Origin of the sequence: Paractinoplanes rhizophilus (assembly GCF_042664765.1) — a bacterium.
GTDB lineage: Bacteria > Actinomycetota > Actinomycetes > Mycobacteriales > Micromonosporaceae > Actinoplanes > Actinoplanes rhizophilus.
The window spans coordinates 108487-127033 of record NZ_JBHTBJ010000021.1; the positions used below are offsets into that span (position 1 = coordinate 108487).

At 71.6% G+C, this 18547-nt stretch carries 12 protein-coding genes; 5 read left to right on the forward strand and 7 right to left on the reverse strand.

Annotated elements, in window-relative coordinates; translation table 11 throughout:
* Positions 1-278: 278 nt before the first annotated feature.
* From ACFQS1_RS25450 to ACFQS1_RS25465, 4 genes are read right to left on the reverse strand one after another with little or no spacing between them, the layout of a single operon-like run.
* On the reverse strand, positions 279-3095 hold the full coding sequence (locus tag ACFQS1_RS25450) for a hypothetical protein (RefSeq protein ID WP_378972812.1): 2817 nt from the start codon (positions 3093-3095) through the stop codon (positions 279-281).
* Complete coding sequence (locus ACFQS1_RS25455) at positions 3092-6280, reverse strand: tubulin-like doman-containing protein (RefSeq protein WP_378972814.1); 3189 nt, start codon at positions 6278-6280, stop codon at positions 3092-3094. Before ACFQS1_RS25455 ends, ACFQS1_RS25450 begins: the two co-directional genes overlap by 4 nt.
* Positions 6281-6295: 15 nt before the next feature.
* On the reverse strand, positions 6296-8755 hold the full coding sequence (locus ACFQS1_RS25460; protein WP_378972817.1) for a vWA domain-containing protein: 2460 nt from the start codon (positions 8753-8755) through the stop codon (positions 6296-6298).
* Positions 8752-9015: a hypothetical protein gene (locus tag ACFQS1_RS25465; RefSeq protein WP_378972819.1), complete on the reverse strand. Its 264-nt coding sequence runs from the start codon at positions 9013-9015 to the stop codon at positions 8752-8754. The genes ACFQS1_RS25460 and ACFQS1_RS25465 overlap by 4 nt, the downstream gene beginning before the upstream one ends.
* Before the next feature lie 252 nt (positions 9016-9267).
* Between ACFQS1_RS25465 and ACFQS1_RS25470 the strand changes: the two genes are divergently transcribed.
* The 5 genes from ACFQS1_RS25470 (at position 9268) to ACFQS1_RS25490 (ending at position 15887) form a co-directional block, all read left to right on the forward strand.
* Complete coding sequence (locus tag ACFQS1_RS25470; RefSeq protein WP_378972821.1) at positions 9268-13248, forward strand: caspase family protein; 3981 nt, start codon at positions 9268-9270, stop codon at positions 13246-13248.
* A 9-nt stretch (positions 13249-13257) separates the two neighbouring features.
* Entirely contained in the window at positions 13258-14085 is an 828-nt protein-coding gene (locus ACFQS1_RS25475; protein ID WP_378972823.1) for an alpha/beta hydrolase family protein, read from the forward strand.
* Positions 14086-14263: 178 nt separating this feature from the next.
* Entirely contained in the window at positions 14264-15274 is a 1011-nt protein-coding gene (locus ACFQS1_RS25480) for a hypothetical protein (RefSeq protein ID WP_378972826.1), read from the forward strand.
* Between the two features lie 20 nt (positions 15275-15294).
* Positions 15295-15546, forward strand: coding sequence for a hypothetical protein (locus ACFQS1_RS25485; protein WP_378972829.1), 252 nt, complete (start codon positions 15295-15297; stop codon positions 15544-15546).
* A 14-nt stretch (positions 15547-15560) separates the two neighbouring features.
* Complete coding sequence (locus tag ACFQS1_RS25490) at positions 15561-15887, forward strand: hypothetical protein (RefSeq protein ID WP_378972832.1); 327 nt, start codon at positions 15561-15563, stop codon at positions 15885-15887.
* 176 nt (positions 15888-16063) lie between these two features.
* Here ACFQS1_RS25490 and ACFQS1_RS25495 read toward each other — a convergent pair whose 3' ends face one another.
* From ACFQS1_RS25495 to ACFQS1_RS25505, 3 genes are all read right to left on the reverse strand, one after another.
* The gene (locus tag ACFQS1_RS25495; protein WP_378972834.1) at positions 16064-16672 is read right to left on the reverse strand and encodes a transposase; all 609 of its coding nucleotides are present in this window, start codon (positions 16670-16672) and stop codon (positions 16064-16066) included.
* 113 nt (positions 16673-16785) lie between these two features.
* A complete protein-coding gene (locus ACFQS1_RS25500) occupies positions 16786-17598 on the reverse strand; it encodes an ExeA family protein (RefSeq protein ID WP_378972837.1) in 813 nt (270 codons plus the stop codon).
* The gene (locus tag ACFQS1_RS25505) at positions 17595-18380 is read right to left on the reverse strand and encodes a Mu transposase C-terminal domain-containing protein (RefSeq protein WP_378972839.1); all 786 of its coding nucleotides are present in this window, start codon (positions 18378-18380) and stop codon (positions 17595-17597) included. Before ACFQS1_RS25505 ends, ACFQS1_RS25500 begins: the two co-directional genes overlap by 4 nt.
* Positions 18381-18547 lie beyond the last annotated feature (167 nt).

Consider the following 18547-nt stretch of genomic DNA (forward strand, 5'->3'; position numbering starts at 1 on the left):
CCGGCGGCTCCACGGCCTCGGGGCTGGATTCTCCGGCTGCCTGCCGGACCGGTGGCGTTCGGTACCTACCAGGCTTCGTCACCTCGACGCCGGTGGCTGACGGACCGAACGTCCGCTGAGCGCCCGGGGTGGCGCGGTCCGGTCTGACAGTGCGTTGCAGGGAGCTGGCCGCGTTGTGCCCGTCATCGTTGACTGTCGGATGCGCCGACGCGGTGTCCAGGGCGGCCCCAGGCGGCTGCGGTGTCGCCGGTCGCCCAGACCCCCAACCCGGAAGGTGTCTAGACATTCGGTGTGTCGTCCGGAGGTGCAAAGAGCACGATGTCCTCGGGCTCGCAGTCCGGCGACAGGTCGAGCCGGGTCACCTGAAGCAGATGCCCGCCCGGTCCGGTGTCGGCCGCCGTGCTGGTGTCCGGGATGACGACCACGCGGGGATCGGGACTCGCGCCCCCGGCGACCGTTACCGGCTGGGGCTTCCAGAGCTGGACCTGTTCCACGGTGCCCCGTTCGCGCATCTTGCCCTGCAGGGTGAACGTGGACGCGGCCAGCTGGGGGCAAAGCAGGTCGCCGTTCGGCCGCGGCAGCACGCTCTCCAGGAAGTCGGTCATCGCCACCACCTCCGTCTCCTGGCCGCCCCGGCGGACCGTCACCTTTTCGGCCAGGTCCTCGACCGGCACCCGCCGGATCCCCTCGCGGATGAGGGAACTCGTCAGCCGGCGTGCCTCCGCGCCGCAGCGGCTGTCCCGGAAGTGCCCGATCAGCCGGGTCCGGGCGTTGAAGACCCCGGAGTCCTCGTAGACGTCGGCGTACTCCCCGAACGGCTCCGCGGTCGGCGTCGCGGGATGTTTGACCGGTCCGGTCGCGTTCGGGTCGTCCTCCGAACTGACGAGCGCCGGCGCGTAGTCGGGGTTGTCCTCGGTGCTCTCCGCGCCGGGCGTGCCGCCCATGACGCGATCCTTGACCGCCGCGTAGAGCTTCATCACCCAGCCCTTGCCGAAGGTGTCCTTCAGAGTGCGCTGGATCAGCCGGTCGACCGTTGTGTCCTCGTCCGCGATGCTGAACTGGAAGGCCTGCGGCAGGTGCTCGGTGTCGAGCCGGAGCCCGGCCGTCGGCTCCTCACCCCGGCCGAACGGCTTGTGCACCATCCAACCGATGATCTCGCCCCAGTCGGTCAGGACGTCGTAGACCGAGGCGAGCCGGTCGGCCTCGGTGGGCCAGCGCTCCACCGCCGCGACGATGGCCCGGCGCTGGTCCTCGACGCCGGCGAGCTCGTTCTCCAGGCGGATCTCCCGGGCGAGGTAACCGGCCATCCGCCCGCCCCACCAGCCGACGGCGATCAGCGCCAGCAGCGCCACCACGCCGGCGATGGGCAGCGGAAGCAGGACGACCGATGCGACGGCGGCGGCGGACAACACTCCGGCCGACGGGCCCACCCACCGGTTCTTCCGCACGTCGGCGAAAGACTTGTTCAGCTCGCTATGGAGGCGCCGCCGCTCGTCGTTGGTCCGTTTGTATTCCGCGGCGCGCCGGTCGAGGTCCTTACGGGTGATCGCCAGCTGCTCGCTGACGTGTTCGCTCAGGTGGCCGATGAGCGACTTGGCCCGTTCCCGGTCGTCCCACTTGACGAACTTGGCCTGACAGCCCCGCAGCACGGCGATCCGGCTCTGGACGGTCTCCGGCAGCTCCCCGTCCTTCCCCGCCTCGGCTTCCTTGACCGCCCGGGCCAGCCGCTGGCGAACATGCCGGGCGGCGTTCAGGTCGGTGGCGCGCACGGTGCCACAGGGCCAGCCGACCGCGATGAGGGCTTCGGACTCCTCCGGCGTGAACTGGAAGGATTCGACCGGGGAGGGCACGATCCAGCGCGCGTTCGACACCACCGGCCGCCGGCCCCCGACGACCGCCTGGACCTCGTCGGGTTGCTCGCCGGCGTCGATCAGGCCGAAGCACATCTGCCGCAGCGGCCGCCAGGCGGAAGCCGGCGCCGGCGCTCGCTTGGGCAGCAGGTCCGGCGCCGAGAGGGCGATCTCGTGGACCCGCCACGGCGTGGGCGGGATCCTGGTGAGGTTCCATGAGTCGCGCTCGTCGGTGATGTCGGGCCGCGATTTCGTCAGCCACTCGACGACCGGCTCGGTCAGGTCGCGGGCCGGCGCGACGATCGCCTCGGCCCGGCGCCGCACCAGCTGCCGGATGGCGCGGGAGACGGCCGATCCAGTCCGCCGGCGCCGCTGCAGCTCCCGGCCGGCCGGCTCGGGCACCGGGTGGTAGTCGAACGGACGCTCGTCGACGTTCTGCCGGAACGCCGTCGCCACCGACTCGACCATCCGCGCGGAACTGCGAACCAGACGGTCGCCTCGGTCGACGAGGTCGGGAGGGAGCAGCGCCGTGGTGTCGGCGCGGACGATCTTGTTGATCACCCGGTCGCTGAGGTCGCGGTTGTCGACCAGCCGCACCGCGTTGCGGGCCACCACGATCCGGCGATGGTTGCCCGCGACCCGGGTCGCGTCGGCGGTGTCGAACGGCGCGGCGGGCTGATGCACCCAGAGCCCGCCCGCGGTCGCGCAGGCGAGCGCCGCGTGCGGTGGGAACGTGGCCGCCCGGCTCACGCCGTGATCCATGGCGTCGTCGCTGGGCCGGTCCTCCGCCGAGACGACGACGTTGACGTCCCACCGGGGTTCCAGCAACGCGGGTACGGGCAGCGCGACGCCGCCACGCGGGACGACGATGTTGAGCCGGATCAGCCGGGTCCAGTCGGACAGGCTCCGTTCGATCACCTCGACGAGCTCGTTGAGCTTGTCGCCGCCGGCCTCCGGCAGAGGCTCGGCCGACACGGGCCGGACCGCCACGAACCGCACCAGCCGCAGCTTGCGGGTGCCGATGCTGGCCAGCAGCGAATCCGACACGGTCTCGGACGGCGAGATCCGGCGTACCTGGAGCGCGTCGGCGGCCGGCACCGGGCCGCTCAGCACCTCGTCGGTGATCAGCAGCGAGGTCCGCAGCAGGCCGGCGGCCGTCCAGCTCTCGACCACACGGACGATGTCCCCGTGGCCGGGGGTAACAGCGAGGATGACGGCGACATCGGCGTCGGGCGGCGTGCTCATCGGTCCTCGCTCGCGCCGCGGATGAGGCCCTCGAGCGCGCGGTGGATGTCGCGGCGGATCTCCCAGGCGCGCTTGCGGCGCATCGGACCCTCCAGCGGGTAGTTCTCCTCGGCCTCGGTGAGCAGGGCCCGGAAATCCTGGTACGCCGTGCTCGACGCGGCGCTGGCGTTGTCGCCCAGCAGGGCCAGGACCCGGTAGGCCATGAGCGGCTCGTCGTTGTTGGTGGCGGCGACGAGCGCCAGCGACATCGACTCCAGCAGCGCGGCGAGACAGTCGAACGGGTTGAGCGGCGTCACCGGCGGACCGAGGAGCGGCTCGGGGAACGCGAGTTTGTCGCCGTACTTGATGGTGACCCGCCGCCCCTGGGCATCCACGTCGATCATTTCGTCGACATAGGCGATGAAGAAGCCGCGGACGATGCGCAGCCGGGTGCCGGGGTCGACCGGGACCGCCTCGGGCAGCGGCCGGGCGCGGCGCCAGTGCGAGAAGACCGCCTCCCGGCCGATCCGCCGGTGCGCCTCCCAGTCCTCCAGGATCGGCCGGGTCAGCGACTCGAACGCGGCGTGGTGGTACGGGCGGTCGAGGAAGGTGGTCATCTCGATCTCCGCGGGCCCCGCCTCGTCGAACCGGCGCGCGGCCAGCTCCGCCGGGAAGTTGCCGACGTTGGTCAGCACGCCGAGCGCGGTGCGGTACGCCTCGGTACCCTCGACCAGCGGGATGGCGGTGATCAGCGGCTGCTGCGCCGGGGCGTTCTCGCCGCCGGCCAGCGCCTGGAAGCCGGGATCCAGCCGGACCAGCGGGGCCGACGCGCGGATCGCCGCCGTGAACGCGGAATCGAAGCGGGACAGCCGCTGGCGCTCGTCGAGCGACGGGGTGTTCCGGCCCAGCGCGTCCTGGAGCGACTGGTGGATGTAGGCGCCGATGGCGATCTGGTCGTCGCCGCACCAGCGCCGGGCGCGCTGCAGCAGGTCCTCGCCGGTGATGCGCACCTCGAAGACCGCGGTCTGCTCCATCTGGCGGTTATCGCTCCAGACCCGGGCCAGCTCGGGCTGCCAGTTCCGGGACGCGACGATCAGCGCCCGGGAGGTCTCGGCGCCCGCCCGGCCCGACACCAGCGGGCCGCTGCCCAGGATCACCTGCTTCACCGCGAAGTAGAAGGGATCCTCCTCGCCGGCCGCCGTGTCCTGCAGCAGCCGGGCGAGCTCGGCCGGGTAGCTCGTGACGGGGTCGATGAGGAACTGGTTCGGGCGCGGGTGCAGGACGGCCGGCACGGCGTACGACGGCTCCGACGGCCATTGGCCGACCATCGACACCTTGCCGCCCGGGACGCTCTGAGCGTCCCGGCGCAGCATCGCCAGGCCGTCCGCGAGGGCCCGCTCGAACGGTTTGAGCAGGTAGCGGCGCAGGTCGCCGAGCAACTCAGCGGCCGTCCGGCGGGCCTGCGCGTCGCTGGCCCGGCCGAACGCCGCCTCCGCGCCGGCGGTGAGCGCGGTCTCCACCCGCAGGCTGGAGACCGGGAATGTGTTCGAGCGGCGCCGGAACATGCCGCGCGCCTCCTCGCCCAGGGCTTCGTTGATCTCGTCGCCGTACCGCTCGGCCCGCGCGGCATCCTGGAGGGCCTCGCCCTCGAGGCGGAGGATCAGGTCGTCGTCGATCAGCCGCCCGACCCGCTCGACGAGCCCCAGCGCCACCGGCAGGCCGTCGGTCAGCAGGATCTCCTCGACCTCGCGCAGCAGCCGCTTCTGGATGTCGGCCGTCCACTGGTGTGCGTTCTCGACGGTCTGCTCCTCCTGGTCCTTGACGAAGCGCTCCCGCCGCTCGTCGATCCGGGCCCGCAGAATGCTCCGCCACTCGGGCAGCGAGTACATCTTGTCCCGGTACTGCTGCTGGATCGAGTCGCACTCCTGGCGCACGGCGCCGCGCCGCGGCGGGGCGAGCCGCTCCAGGAAGGCGCCCGCGGTCCGCTCGCCCGGGCTGTCCAGCTGCAGGGCCATCAGGAAGCTCGGCCACCGGCGCTGGATGCGTGTGTCCCGGTCGATGTGCGCCGGGTCGTCGGCGGCGGCGCCGCCCGCGCCGTGCAGCAGCCGCTCGGCCGCCAGCCGGCCGATGCACTGCGCCGCGTACACGTGGAACTGCTCGCGGCCGAGGCCGACGCTGGAGTAGCCGAGGGAGGAGAACGGCGCCTCCACATTGCCGGGAACCAGGCCCATCGGGTCGGCGCCGGTGGCGGCCTGCTGCCAGTTGCCCCAGACGTAGGCGAGGTACTGCTGCTGGATCGAGGGGCTCATCGCCCACGCGGTCAGGGTCCGGGCGACGGCCGCGAACACCTCCTTCTGCTCCTCGAAGGGCAGCACCTCGTTGCCCGACCCGATGACGAACGACCGGGCCGGTCCGCGCCGGGCAGGCTCGCCCGGCCGGCGCAGGAGCTGCCCGTCGGCGCGCTCGCCGTCGGCCATCGTGTTCCAGTGGGCGGCCGCCAGCTCGGAGATGGCGGCCAGGGCGTTCGCCTGGACACCCTGGCGCTTGTCCTGGCTCAGGCTGTGGAACACGTCCGGCGCGTAGAGCACTGCCGCGGAGTCCGCCGCCCAGGGCCGTCCCAGGTCGTGCAGCACGTCGCAGACGTCCAGGAAGGCGCCGGCCCCGGTGCCGCCGGCCAGCGAGGACACCACGACCACCGCGGGCGGGGCGACGTTGGCGGCGCTGACCGCCTCGCCCCGCATCGCCTCCTGGACGCGGGTGAGGCTCTGCTCGGCCTCGTTGCCCTCCAGGCGGCTCACCGCGGCCGCGACGGCGTCGCGGATCCGCACCTTCGCGTACAGGGTGAGGGCGCGGCCGATTGCCCGGAACTGGCCGGCGCCGTGCTGCACCGCGACATGCACCTCGTGGGCCTCGGGCAGCCATGCGTGCTCGAGCGCGGCCGGGTCGTTGAGCCGATCGATCGCCCGGGTCACCGTGCCGTAGGTGAGGTTCGGGGCGACCAGCGAGCGGTACGACGAGATCGGCAGGGCGGGCAGCTCGGGCGACTCCTCGCTGACCACCGCCGCGTCGATGTGCAGGAACTGCCATCCCGTCGGCATCTCGGCGATGCCGATCCGGTTCAGCCTCGTGAGCAACTCCTGGTACAGGTAGCGCAGGGTGTCACCGCCGGAACCACCGACACCGATGAACAGAAAGCGTTGGACCATGATCGCTCCAGTGGTCTAGGTCCGGGAGTCGGACTCGGGATCGGATTCGGGGCGTTGCCGGGGGAGCAGGTTCCGCACGGCGTCGGTCGCCTGCTCCACGATCTGGGCGGTGCGCTGCGGCGTGAGCCGGTCGTGGACGTCCAGCACGACGGCGACGTCGACGGGGACCTCCGCGTCCGCGGCCATCGACTCGGCGGGCCGGCCGGCGACGGCCACGCAGTTGAAGTCCGGCTCGCCGGGAACGCCGACCGGGCGGGTCTCGACGCGGCGGCCGTCGGGGCCGGCCACCGGCCCGGTCTCCGGGACATGGAACGGGTGCCGCCACGGCACGCGGGCGCGGAAAACGATCGAGCCGACCCGGAAGGATCGCCGGCTCGTCCGCACCGGCCGGAAGTCCTCGCCGGTCGGCCGCCAGGGCCGGCCGTCCTCGCGGAGGTCGACGCGATCGGTCCCGGGCCGCCAGCTCGCATACAGCTTGTAGGGGGCCGCCTGCCGTTGCCGGCCGTCCACCCGGGTCAGCACCAGCCGGTTGAAGAGGGCGAACAGGGCGAGCGGCAACGCGCTGAGCGCCAGCATGCAGCCGACCGCGACGTAGACCGGCGGTTTCCTCGTGATGCCGGGCCCGACGTTGAGCCGGACGGGCACCAGCAGCTCGTCGTCGGGGCCGGAGGAGCCAGCACTCCGTACGGTCAGGTCGCCCTTGGCCAGCCCGGTCCATCCGCGCTTCTGGGTGAAGCTCGCCGTCAGACCGATCGTCCCGGTCTGGCCGGCGGCTATCCGCAGGCAGCTGTCCCGGTCGTGGCCGGATCCCTTGGCCCGCACGGCGACCGGCCCGACATCCGCCCCCGTCGCCAGGTCGAGTCCACCGCCGTCGACCCACACGCACCGCTCGGCGTCGTCGGCGGTGATCGCCAGCGTGGCCTTGCGGTCGCCGGATCCGTGCAGGGCCGCGAAAACGGGCCGCGCGACCGTCACGCTGGAGGTCACCGAGACCGGCACGACGATCTCCGGCGGCCCGATCTCATATCCCGCACTGGTCCGCACGTCGAGCTTGAGATGTACCTCGACCCGGCTGCCGTGCCACTGATCGGGCGCTTGGAAAGTCACGGCCCACCGGTCGTCCGCCTCGCGCTTCACGTCCCGCGCCACGACGGCGCTCTTGCCGTCGGAGGGGGAGACGACGCTCACGACGAGGACCGGCGGTGGTCCGCCCGGCGGGCCTCCCGGAAGCCGCGCATCGGGGTTCCGGGTCGTCACTTCAAAGACCCAAGGCCGATTGCGTACGAAGTGAGCGGCGTTCTCGATCCGCGGCACCTGACCGCTGAACAGGTAGATCGAGCCGGTGACCCGGTTCGCGCCGGCGCCGTGCAGCCGTACCGTCCACCGACCGGCCCACGACGGGTCGTCGGGTGGCAGCGTGCCCCGGACGATGACCAGCGGGGTCCCGTCGTCGCCGTACCACTGCCAGGTGAGCTGCGCGCCGCCGACCTCGACCGGGTTCTCCCAGCCGGGACCCGGCAACGGCGCGGCGGCGCCGGACGGTGGCTCGAGCTTGACCTGGGTGCCAGGCGTGCCCGGCTCGATCAGGAGGGCGAAGCTGCGCAGGCCCGGTTCCAGCTCGAACGTGCAGCCGAGCCGCACGGGCGCGCAGGGGATCGGCGGATTCGCGGGGGGATCGCCGATCCCGAAGAAGATCTTGGCCAGGTCCTTCGCGTTGGTCGCGCGCAGGTATTCACCCTCCGCGTCGGCCGCCGGCCTGCCGCATCCCTTCTCGACCCCGCTGATCTGGCGGAGGAACACCTCGTCGGGCTGGTCCTTTCCTTTGATCAGCCCGACGGTGATCACATTGACCCCGTCCTGCCGCAGTTGGTCCATGACGCCGCCGCCGTCGCACAGCTCATGCTTGCCCGCACGCACCCGGTCGTCGAAGTCGCGCCGGTGGCTGTCGACGGGCTCGTACTTGCCGTCGGTGAACCACACCAACATCTGGCACGGTGGGGTCTCCCCGTTGTCCTGCGCGGCGCGCTCGGCCAGCAACCCGCGCGACTCCCGGAGGGCGGTGACGTAGTCCGTGTCGCCCGTGAGCGGCGCGGCCCCGAGGGCCGCGCGGTCGGTGGCGCGCGACGCCCGGTCGGGCCGGTGCCAGTCGCCGAGCGGCTGGAAGCCGGTGTTGAACACGGCCCACCGGACCGAGACGTCGATGGGGACCTTCCCGGGCTGGTCGGGGTGGCTGAGGTGGCCGAGCTGATCCAGGGCGATGTCGGCCGCGGTCAGGCGCTCGCCCTCCGGGTCCGTCGTCTTGATGCTGCCCGAGGTGTCGAAGACCATGAGCACGTGCAGGACCGGGCGGCTCTGCAGGCACGACGCGAGGCTGGCCAGCCCGGCCGGGGCCCCGGCGACGCCCGGCCCCGGGACGCCCAGGCCGGCGGCGGCCGCGGCCAGAAAGCCCACGATCAGCAGGCGGACCGCCCTCATCCGACGTACCACAGTGCCACCTGGTACGCGTGCACAAGGCCGGCGACGACGCCGAGAACCGCGGCAGCGACGACGCCCTGGCCGCTGCGCGGCGGCCGGGAGTAGTCAGGCCGCTGACGGCGCCGCTGGTCGACCACCCGGTACCAGGCCACGCACGCGATGGTCAGGACGCCACCGAGCGCCCAGCCGCACCAATGCCAGCCGGTGAATTGCGTTCCCCGGAATTTCGCGGCCAGGAGAACAGCGACGATCAATGACAACCACCCGACAATTGTCGGCCCGTACGGAGGGTGCGATGAGCGCTCATTGATCATTCATTTTCACCTGTTAGTGAATGCCTTCGATGTTGGCAATTGCCGTGCTGGCGACGGTAGACTTCGGTGCCGACCTGCGGGACCCTACAGAAATTCACTCATAGAGGTCAATCGCCTGGTCGAGTTAGGACGGACGGTTTCCCATACTGTCCGAACGGTGGAACTATTCCGCATGGGATCGGCCCGATCATTGCGCCGATGAGCGGACAGTCGATGAGCGGGCCGGGCGGCGGTCGCCGGACGGCGCTGCTCGTCCACGTCGAGGAGTTCGCCGAGCGGCGGGACGAGCACGGCGAGCCCGACCTGTTCGCGCTCGGTTCCCTGCCGTTCGCCGGCCGGGTGCGCCGGCTGCGCGAGCAGCTCACCCGGTTCGGCTACGAGGTCCGCGAGCCGGCCGACCGCACCAGCGCCGGCATAGCCGCCGCGGTCGAGAAGCTGCTCGACGAGCACGGCGCCGACGACGTGGTGCTCGTCCACGTTCTCAGCCACGGCGAGCCGGACGGCCACAACGGCGGCTACTACGTGCTCGGCGAGGACGGGGTCCGGGACTTCAACGCCGATGCGGGCCGGTGGCTCGACCGGGCCGAGGCGTCGACCGGCCGTTTCACCTCGCATCGGGACCGCCCGTACGCGTTGTTCCTGCTCGACCTCTGCTTCGCCGGCCGGGCCGTCGCCGGGCAGTGGCGCACCGGCGGCACGCCGGACGGCCGGGCCTACGCGATCTGCGCCGCCGCCGACCACCAGAAGGCGTACAACGCCCGATTCACCGAGGCATTGACCGATGTTTTCGGCGTGGCCGCGGCACTGGCGGAGTTCGACCCGTACGACCCCGACGGAATTCTCCCGCTGGACGTGCTGACCCGCGAGCTCGTCAAGAACATCAACGAATTGGAAAAGAACGACCTCGCCGATCCGCAGGATGTCGTGACCACCCCGGTCTCGCTCGGCGCGAACCGCTGGTTGCCATTTTTCCCGGTTCGCGGAGTCGTGCAGCCCGATTCGTGGAGCTCCTCCGGCGACCGTTCCCCGATATCGTCCGACCTACGGTCCTTCCTCCTTTCGGGCAGTGTCATCCCGGGAACCGTTTCCGAGGTGGAGGGCCTGTTCACCGGCCGCGTCGCCGAGCTCGCGCGCCTCGCGGCCTGGCTGGCCGATCCGACCGCCGCGCCGGTTCACCTGGTCACCGGCGCCCCCGGCGCGGGCGTCTCCACCCTGCTTGCCCACGTTGTCCGCCACGCACACCCCGAGCTGCGCGCCGAGCTCGGCGTGGACCCGGGCGTCGCCGTGCCCGGGACGGCGGAGCTCGTAGCGGTCAACCTGGCCGGCGCGGACCTGCCGCAGGCGGTGGACGCGATCGGGCGACAGTTGGTCGGGCACCCCGTCGGCGGACACTCCGAGACGCTCGTCAACGCCGTCCTGGGCCGCGCCCGCCCGGTCACCCTGGTCCTCGACGGACTCGACCAGGCGGTCGACCCGCCCGCTGTGGAAGCGCGGCTCCTGCGACCCTTGGCGTCGGGCCGCAACACTTCGGGAGGACCGGCCTGCCGCATGCTGATCGGCGCCCACGCCCTCCGTGGTCCGTTCCCGGCCACGATGGTCACCACCGACCTCGACGCGGTCGACCCGGCCGATCTGCTCGCCTTCCTCGAACTCCTGGGCGAGCGGGAGGGTCGCACCGGCCCGCAGTGGACGGCGTTCGCACGCGCCGCCGCGGAGGCCCTGGCCGCCGATTCCCCGGCTGCTGACTCCTTGGCTGCCGATTCCCTGGCCGTGGACGTTACGGCGACGGACCGGTTCGGTGCCTACCTGGCGGCCGCGGTCCACGGCCGAGCGGCCGCGAGCGGGTCCGGCCCGACGCTGCTCGGCACCCAGCTGTCCCGGGCGATGACCGTCGTCTGGGCGCTGGAGCTGGCGGGCCCGACCGGCTCCTGGGCACGGCCGGTAGCGACCGCCCTGGCGTGTGCCGAGGGGGACGGCATACCGATCGGCGTCCTCCGGTGCGTGGCGATCGCGCTGGCCGCCGGAACGTCCTCTGGGGTGGACCCGCTCACCCCCGAGCGCGTCGCCGCCGTGCTGCACGAGCTGCGCCGCTATCTGACGATCTCGCAAAGCGCCGACGGCCGGGTCTACAGGCTGCGCCATCCCGCGCTGGTCCGCGCGCTCCGCGCCGACGCCGACGCGCCGGCCGTTCTGGAGGGGATCTACCGCGCGGTCGGCGAGCCCGGCCGCGCGCCGGCCTGGCGGTACACCACTGCCTACGCCCGCCGGCGCGTGCTCGACCATGCGGTCGCGGCCGGCCGGCACCGCGAGCTGCTCGGGAACGCCGCCTTCCTCATCGAGAACGCCGGCCAGCTCCTGGACGCCCAGGGCGACGGCCGACTGCCGCCGGACGAGACCGCCGTGGCGGCCCTCGCGGTGGCGCGCCGGGCGCGGGAGCTCGACCTGATCGGCGCCCGGGAGAACGCCCGGTTCGAGCTCGCCGTCGTGGCCGCCCGGCACGGCGCCCATGACCTCGCCCGCGGCTTCGCCGAGCTGCCCGGTGAGCCTGCCCTGTCCTGGCGCCCCCGTTGGTTGGCCGGCACGTCCCGGCCGGCCACCGGACACCCACCCGGCCTGGACAAGCTCATCCTGGTCACCGTCGAGGACGGGGAAGTCGTCGCCTACGACGCCGGGTCCGGCCAGCTGGTGCCCGGCGCGGTGGCCGGCCACCAGCGCGGCGTGACCGCCCTGTCGGCCGGCGGCTCCGGCACCGAGCGGCTCCTGGTCAGCGTGGCCGGGCGGAGTGTGCAGGTCACGTCGGCGCCGGGCGGCGCGAAGGCCGGTTCCGGTGCCGCGCGCAACCGGGTGGCGAACCAGGTGGCCGTTGTCCGGTGGCGGGACGATCTGGTGATCGCTGCGGTCACCGACCGGCACATGATCGAGTGCTGGACCGCCAAGGGGGACACCTACGCCGAGCCGCTGGACTGCGGGCGCCCGTTGTGGGAGCTGATCCTGGCCGACGACGGTTCCCGGGTGCTCGCGGTGACGCTGGGCGGCGACAACTGGGTCGACGTGTGGGCCTTGGAGTCGGGACGGCGGGTCCTGCCGCCCCGGCCCGGCCAGGCCGCCACGGTGGTCGTCGCCGACGGGCGGACGTACCTGGTGGTGGTGGACGGCTGGTCCACGGCCCACACCTACCGGATCGCCGACGGCCAGGAGGTCGCGATGGTCCCGCTGCCCCGCCGGACCAGCCACCTTCGCACCGTCCGGCAGGGCGACGATCCGCTGGTCGCGATGGCGGCCGGCGAGGATCTGATCGGCTGGAACCCGCTCGAGAACGACGTTCCGCCGCGGCCGATCGCGAACACGGTCGGGCGGATCGAGCACCTGGACTGTGTCTCCGGGCCGAGCGGATCCGCGACGCTCGTGGCGAGTGAAGGACACCGAGTGACCCTCGTCGACCTGGACTCCGGTCACCGCTCAACGGTGGAACTGGCCGGAAAGCCGCGGATCAGAGCGCTGGTCGCCGTGCCGGGCCGCGGCGGGGCGCCCGCACGTACCCGGCCGTCCTTCGCGGTCGCCGCCGAGAATGCGGGCCTGTTCGTGGCCGTCGCCGGGAGGGGAAGCACGCGGATCGCCCACCTGGACCGGGACGCGGTGGCGGTGGCCGAGACCGCCGACGACCACGACGATCCGCACCTGGACTGGTTGCGCGCCGGCCCGCTGCTGCTCCTACGGCGGACCGCCCCGGGCGGGCGTACCTCGTACGTGGACGCGCGGACCGGCGCCGCCGTGCCCATGCCCGCGACGGGTCTGCCGGTATCGGCCGACCGTACGCCCGCCGCCCCCGCACCGGTGGTCACCGTGGTCGACGGGCGGGTCGTCGTCGTGACGGCGGAGGGGTCCGGCGCCCTGCTGGTGCACGAGGCGGAGGAGAAAGCCCCGTACCGGATCACGATCCAGGACAGCCCGCCGGTCGGGCTGGCGCCGCTGCCCGGCGACCCCGAGGTGGTCGTCGTGGGCTACCGCAACGGCGCGCTGTGCCTGGTCAACCTGCGCACCCGCCAGGAGATCGACCGGGTCGAGACCCCCGGCCCGATCCGGCACCTGACGGTCCGCCCGGGACCGGGGGACAGCGCCTGGGTGGTCGTCGAGGCGGGCGCGGAGGTCCTCGTCCTCGAACTGACACGGCCGAACTGAGGAGGAACGATGCCGGGAATCGTCGGTGTGCACGGAGTCTGGAACCACCTCGCCGGAAGGACCGACGAGGAGGCGGTGCGGCACTACAGCGAGATCTGGAGCGGCGGGCTCGCGCACTCATTGGGTGACGTGACCAAGGCCGGCATCCGGGCCGTCTACTACGCCTCGTGCCTGCGGGTCGCCTATGGGCAGGGCGCACCGGATCCGGAGACCCTCGACCACGTGGAGCAGGAGTGGCTGCGCGAGTGGGACGCGGCCCTGAACCCGCGGGTCGAGACCGGCCAGGGCCGGGCGCTGAAACCGGTGCGGCAGATCATCAGCGGGATGGCCCGCCGGGGTCATCTCGACGAGCGGCTGACCGCCGCGTTCGTGACGGTCTTCCTCAAGGAGATCAAGGTCTACTTCGACGGTCGCGATCCGGCTCCGCGCCAGGCCGCCCGGGAACGGGTCGCCGACGCGGTGCGGCGGGAACGTCCGTCGGTGCTGATCGCGCACTCGATGGGCTCGGTGGTCGCCTACGAGGCGCTCTGGCAGAACCCGGACCTGAAGGTCGACCTCCTCCTGACCCTGGGCTCGCCGCTCGGCCTTCCCCCGGCCATCTTCCCCCGGCTCGACCCCGCCCCGGTTGACGGGCGCGGCAGCCGTCCCCCGGGCGTGCAGCGCTGGGTCAACATCGCCGACCCCGGTGACCTCGTCGCGGTCCCGCGCTGGCTGGCCCGCTCCTTCGACGGCATCGACGAGGACCTGGAGGCGCCGATCGGCGTGTTCGAGTTCCACAAAGTCGTCCCGTACCTCCGCTGCACCCAGGTCGCCGACGCGGTCCGGCCATACCTCTGAGCCTGCTGGACGGTCCGGTTCGTCGGCCTCGACATCACCGTGCATTCCTCGGACGGCAAGCGCAGCCCCGGCCGGCTCTCCGGCAAGGACCTGAGGTACGGCGCTGGCTGCTGTTCGAAGCCGCGTCCATCGCAGGATGCGACCAGCGGGAGGTGAAAGACCAGGTCAAGTCACTCGAGTGGGCGATCCGAGGGGGAGCCTCATCAGTCCCCAGGTTCCGTTGGTCGGATCACCGACGGAGGCCGGAGAAGTCTGCCCAGCCGTGACAGCATCGACGGGACGTACATCGATGGGAGGAGCCTTGGCGGGGCTGGACGAGCAGGTCACCGTACATTCCCTTTATGGCGGCCGAATCGCGGCAGAGGAAACCGTTCTGGCCGGCATGCGTTCGATGGAGGAACGGCTGGATGCCGAGTTCGCGGCAGACGCCGCCCGGACCGCCCGGATGCAGGCCCCGGTCGACGACTTCCGCACGGCGCTGATGGGCGGTGCTGGCAACGCCGAGGAAGTCGGCGAGGCGGTGCGGCGGCTGCGGGATAGTGCGCCCCGGTTCGAGCCGAGCCTGCCCCGGCCCGAGCGGCGGCGAGAGGTTTCGCGGATCTTCACGGGCTCGATCGGGGCGACGGTCGCCCCGCCGTACGACTACGGCTGGACCTCGAACAGAACCTCGGCCGGCGCTGTGGTCAGCAAGGTCACCGCGGACCGGACCACCGGATTCTGCGAGTACCAGAAGCAAGCCTCCGGCGGGCCGTCCGGCGCCAGCGCCCGAGCGGCCGTCGGCGTGTTCTTCCGGCCGCCCGTCGCGAACGGCCGGCTGGAGGTCTCGGCGAATCCCTCGTTCCGGCTTGCCTGGACGACGTTCTGCTGGCATTGCAGCACTCATTCGGACGGCTTCATCGGCATCTACGTGGGCCGTTACACACTCGGCGGCGACTTCGAGACCGCTCCGATAGACGAAAAGACGTACCTGTGGAACGACGACTCGTGGTGGTACGGCACGTCGGACGAGGCGACCAGTTCGGGATTCCCGCTGAGCGCCCAGTTCGACGTCGACAGCAACCATTTCTACGCGCTCTGGATCTGGTGCGGCGGCTACGACGCGACCGGCGGCGAAGGGCTGTTCTATTTCAGCAACTCCGACTCGCAATTCTCGATGGACGTGCCGTCGATCACCTGGAAGCTGACGTGACCGTTACGTGGGGGTAGACCATGGGCAGGTACTTCGTGGGAACGCTGGCACCCGGTCAGACCATCCGGCCGGCGCTGTCCTTCGCGACGCCGTTCAATCCCGCCGGGGACTGGGGCGGGTCGTACGTGTTGGCGCATCCCCGCACTGCGGACGCGCAACTGGTCTGCGATTTCCACGGCAAGATGCTGGACTCGACGACCGGTCGCTACTTCTACATTCTCAGCATCACCAACCGCGGCCCACTGGCCACCGAAGTCGACGTCGACTTCTGACGTGAGGAGTCTCGATGCGAGTGACCTTGGTGCAGGACGCGGGCGGAGACGTCGTCGCGGTGGTGGCCGGCGGCGAGCAGGAGGTAATAACGACGCTCCCGGGCTCGCGGCGAACCGGCCGGGAGGATGCCGACGAGCAACCTGTCCGGGTCGAGGTGCGGATCCGGCCGGAGCACGATCAGTCCGTGCATGACGTCGAGCTTCCGGCCGAGCTCGCGGAACTGCGGGGAGTCGATCTTCTGCACGCGTTGCGGCAATACCGGATCGCCCCGGGAGACCCAGGGGAAGCCGGGGCCGCCTGGCTGCTCCGCCCGGTGCCGGTTCCGTCGCGGCCGGAGTGAACGAGAGGGCCGGAGCCTGGCCCGCCGGTTCAGCACAAGACCCAGCTGACATGTCGGTCGTGGTCGGCCCGCGCTCCGCCGATGCTGACCCGAAAATTCAACGGTGAGTAGGCAGGCCGAAGGCACCCGGCGCAGCGCAGCGGAGCCGGGTGTGGGGTGACGGTGCGGTTGTGGGTTCAGGCCGCCTCGGGTTCGACGATGATGGCTTTGCCGCCTTGGATGATGATCTTCTGGCCGGTGACGGCTTGGAGCGCGGAGGCGAGGTTGCGGGCTCGGCGTTCGGCGTTGATCCGGGTCTCGTAGTAGTCGGCGCCGAGGTCGTGGAAGCGGCTGTCGGGGTCGGACAGCAGGTGCCAGGCGATGGTCAGGATGCTGTTGCCGACGGCGACCATGGCTTTGCCCTTGCCGCGGCGTCGGGCGATGCGCCGGTAGCGGGCGCCCAGGAAGGTCCGGGCGCGGGTCTGGGCACCGGCGGCGTTGCCGAGGGTGGCCGCCAGCCAGGGGTTGCCCTTCGGGCGTTTCTTCTGTTTCTTCGTGCCGGCCGACTCGTGCACGGCGGGCGCGAACTTGGCCCAGGACACCAGGTGGGCAGCGGTCGGGAAGCGGGTCATGTCGACCCCGATCTCCGCGATGAGTTCGGCGGCGCCGATCGAGGCGATGCCGGGGATCTCAGCCAACTGCTCCACCTGGTGGCAGAAAGGGGCGACCAACTCCTCGATACGCGTGTCCAGGACGGTGATCTGCTCGGTGTTGGCCGCCGTTGAGGATGACGATGGCGGCGTCATTGAGGGTGACGATGTGGGCGGTGTGATCAGGCCCCGTCGGCGGGGTGCCGGACGGGGCCTGGTCGTCGTGGTGGCGCGGTGCTGGTCATTGCGCCGGGTGGGTGGGTGGTTAGTTAGTCGGTGGTGACCTCGGCGACGGCGGTGCGGGTGGAGGATTCGTCGACGATGCTTTTGTCCGCGGCGAAGGCTGCGACGAGGGCTTGGACGGCGAGGTTGTTGACCGCGCGGGGGTAGCCGCGGCTGGTTTGGTGGATCAGCGCGGCGGCGTCGTCGGAGAACAGGGTGTCGGATCTGCCGGCGAGAGTGGTGTGGTGGCGCAGGTAGCTGCTGGTCTCCTCGGGGGTCATGGGTGGCATGGCGTAGCGCAGCGCTATCCGCTGGTCGAGTGCGGCGAGGACGCCGAGTTTGATCCGGCGTCGCAGGGTTGGTTGACCGACCAGGAGGCAGGCGAACGGGCTGGTGGAGTCCATGTCGTGGTTGGTCAGCATCCGGATCGATTCCAGCTGGGCGTGATCGAGCAGGTGGGCCTCGTCGATGACCAGGACGGGGGTGCGGCCGCGTTCGGCCTGCTCGATCGCGAGGGCCTCGACGGTCTGCGGGACCAGGGTGGCGTGGTGGGTCAGCGGGCGGTGCCCGAGGGCAGCGACGATCTGGTGGTGGATGCCGCGGACCCCGACTGTCGGGTTCGGCAGGTAGATGATCGTGTGTCTGGTCGGGTCCAGGCCGGCGAGCGCGGCGCGGACGGCGACGGTCTTGCCGGCGCCGACCTCGCCGGTGATCACCCCGATGCGGTGCTCGGCGATGCACCAGCCGATCCGGGCGACGGCCTCGCCGTGACTGGCGTGGCGGTGCAGCATGCCGGGGGCGAGGTCACGGCCGAACGGGGTGCGGGTGAACCCGAAGAATCCCTGCAACCGGTCGATCACGGCGTCACCTGACCGGCGCTGGCCGGGTCGCCGGCGTCGGCGAGGAGGTCGAGCTGGCCGGGCAGTTCCCCGGCGGGGCTGGTTGTGGTGAGGGCGGCGTAGTTGACGCGTTGGGCGAGTTCGGTGTGGTGGGCGTCGTCGAGCAGCAGCGCGTAGTTGATCCCGGTCGCCGCCGGCGGCGTGGGCGGGGTCTCGGGGCGTGCCTTGACGTGGGCGTGCCGGGTGATCCGGTGTGGCAGCGCCGCCCCGACCGGAGTGCCGGCGAGGCGGACCTCGATGCGGGTGAGGTCGAACGGGTCGAACACCAGCTCGACGCGGCGTCCGGCCAGGGCGGGGTCGACCTGGTAGCTGTTGCCTTGCAACGACACCAGCGCGGTCTTGCTGACGGTGCGCTGCTCTGCCCAGAGGAACGCTTCGGCGAGCGCGTCGGGGGTGGGCAGCGGGAACGGGCCGCCGGTCTGCCACCGTGCGAGCGGCGGCAGACCGGTCTCGCCGTGCGGCCGACGGTGGTAGACCTGCTCGACCCAGGCGGTGAACAGCCGGTTCAACTCGCCCAGATCGCCGACTTCGTGCCGCCCGCCCGCGGTGTTGCTGCTGGCGGCGGCGGTGTTCTGGCCGGTGATCTCGACGAGGAACTGGTCGCGGACCGTGCGGAAGAATCGCTCGATCTTCCCGCGGCCCTGCGGGCGACCCGGCGTGGAGTGGACCAGCCGGATGCCGAGCTTTGCGCAGGCCCGCAGCAGCCAGGCGTCGACGAACGCGGAGCCGTTGGAGCCTGTCACGATTTTTGTGTAAATCGGAGGATGTGCCGCTTAAGCGAAGACTATCAGAAGGTCAGCCGGTTTGGGAAGAGGCGAACCAGAGTGTTCAATGCCACCTTCCAACCGTGCGTTCCGGTCCCTGAATCACCGCCGCGGTGCGTCGATATGTTCCGCAGTCCAAGATAGAG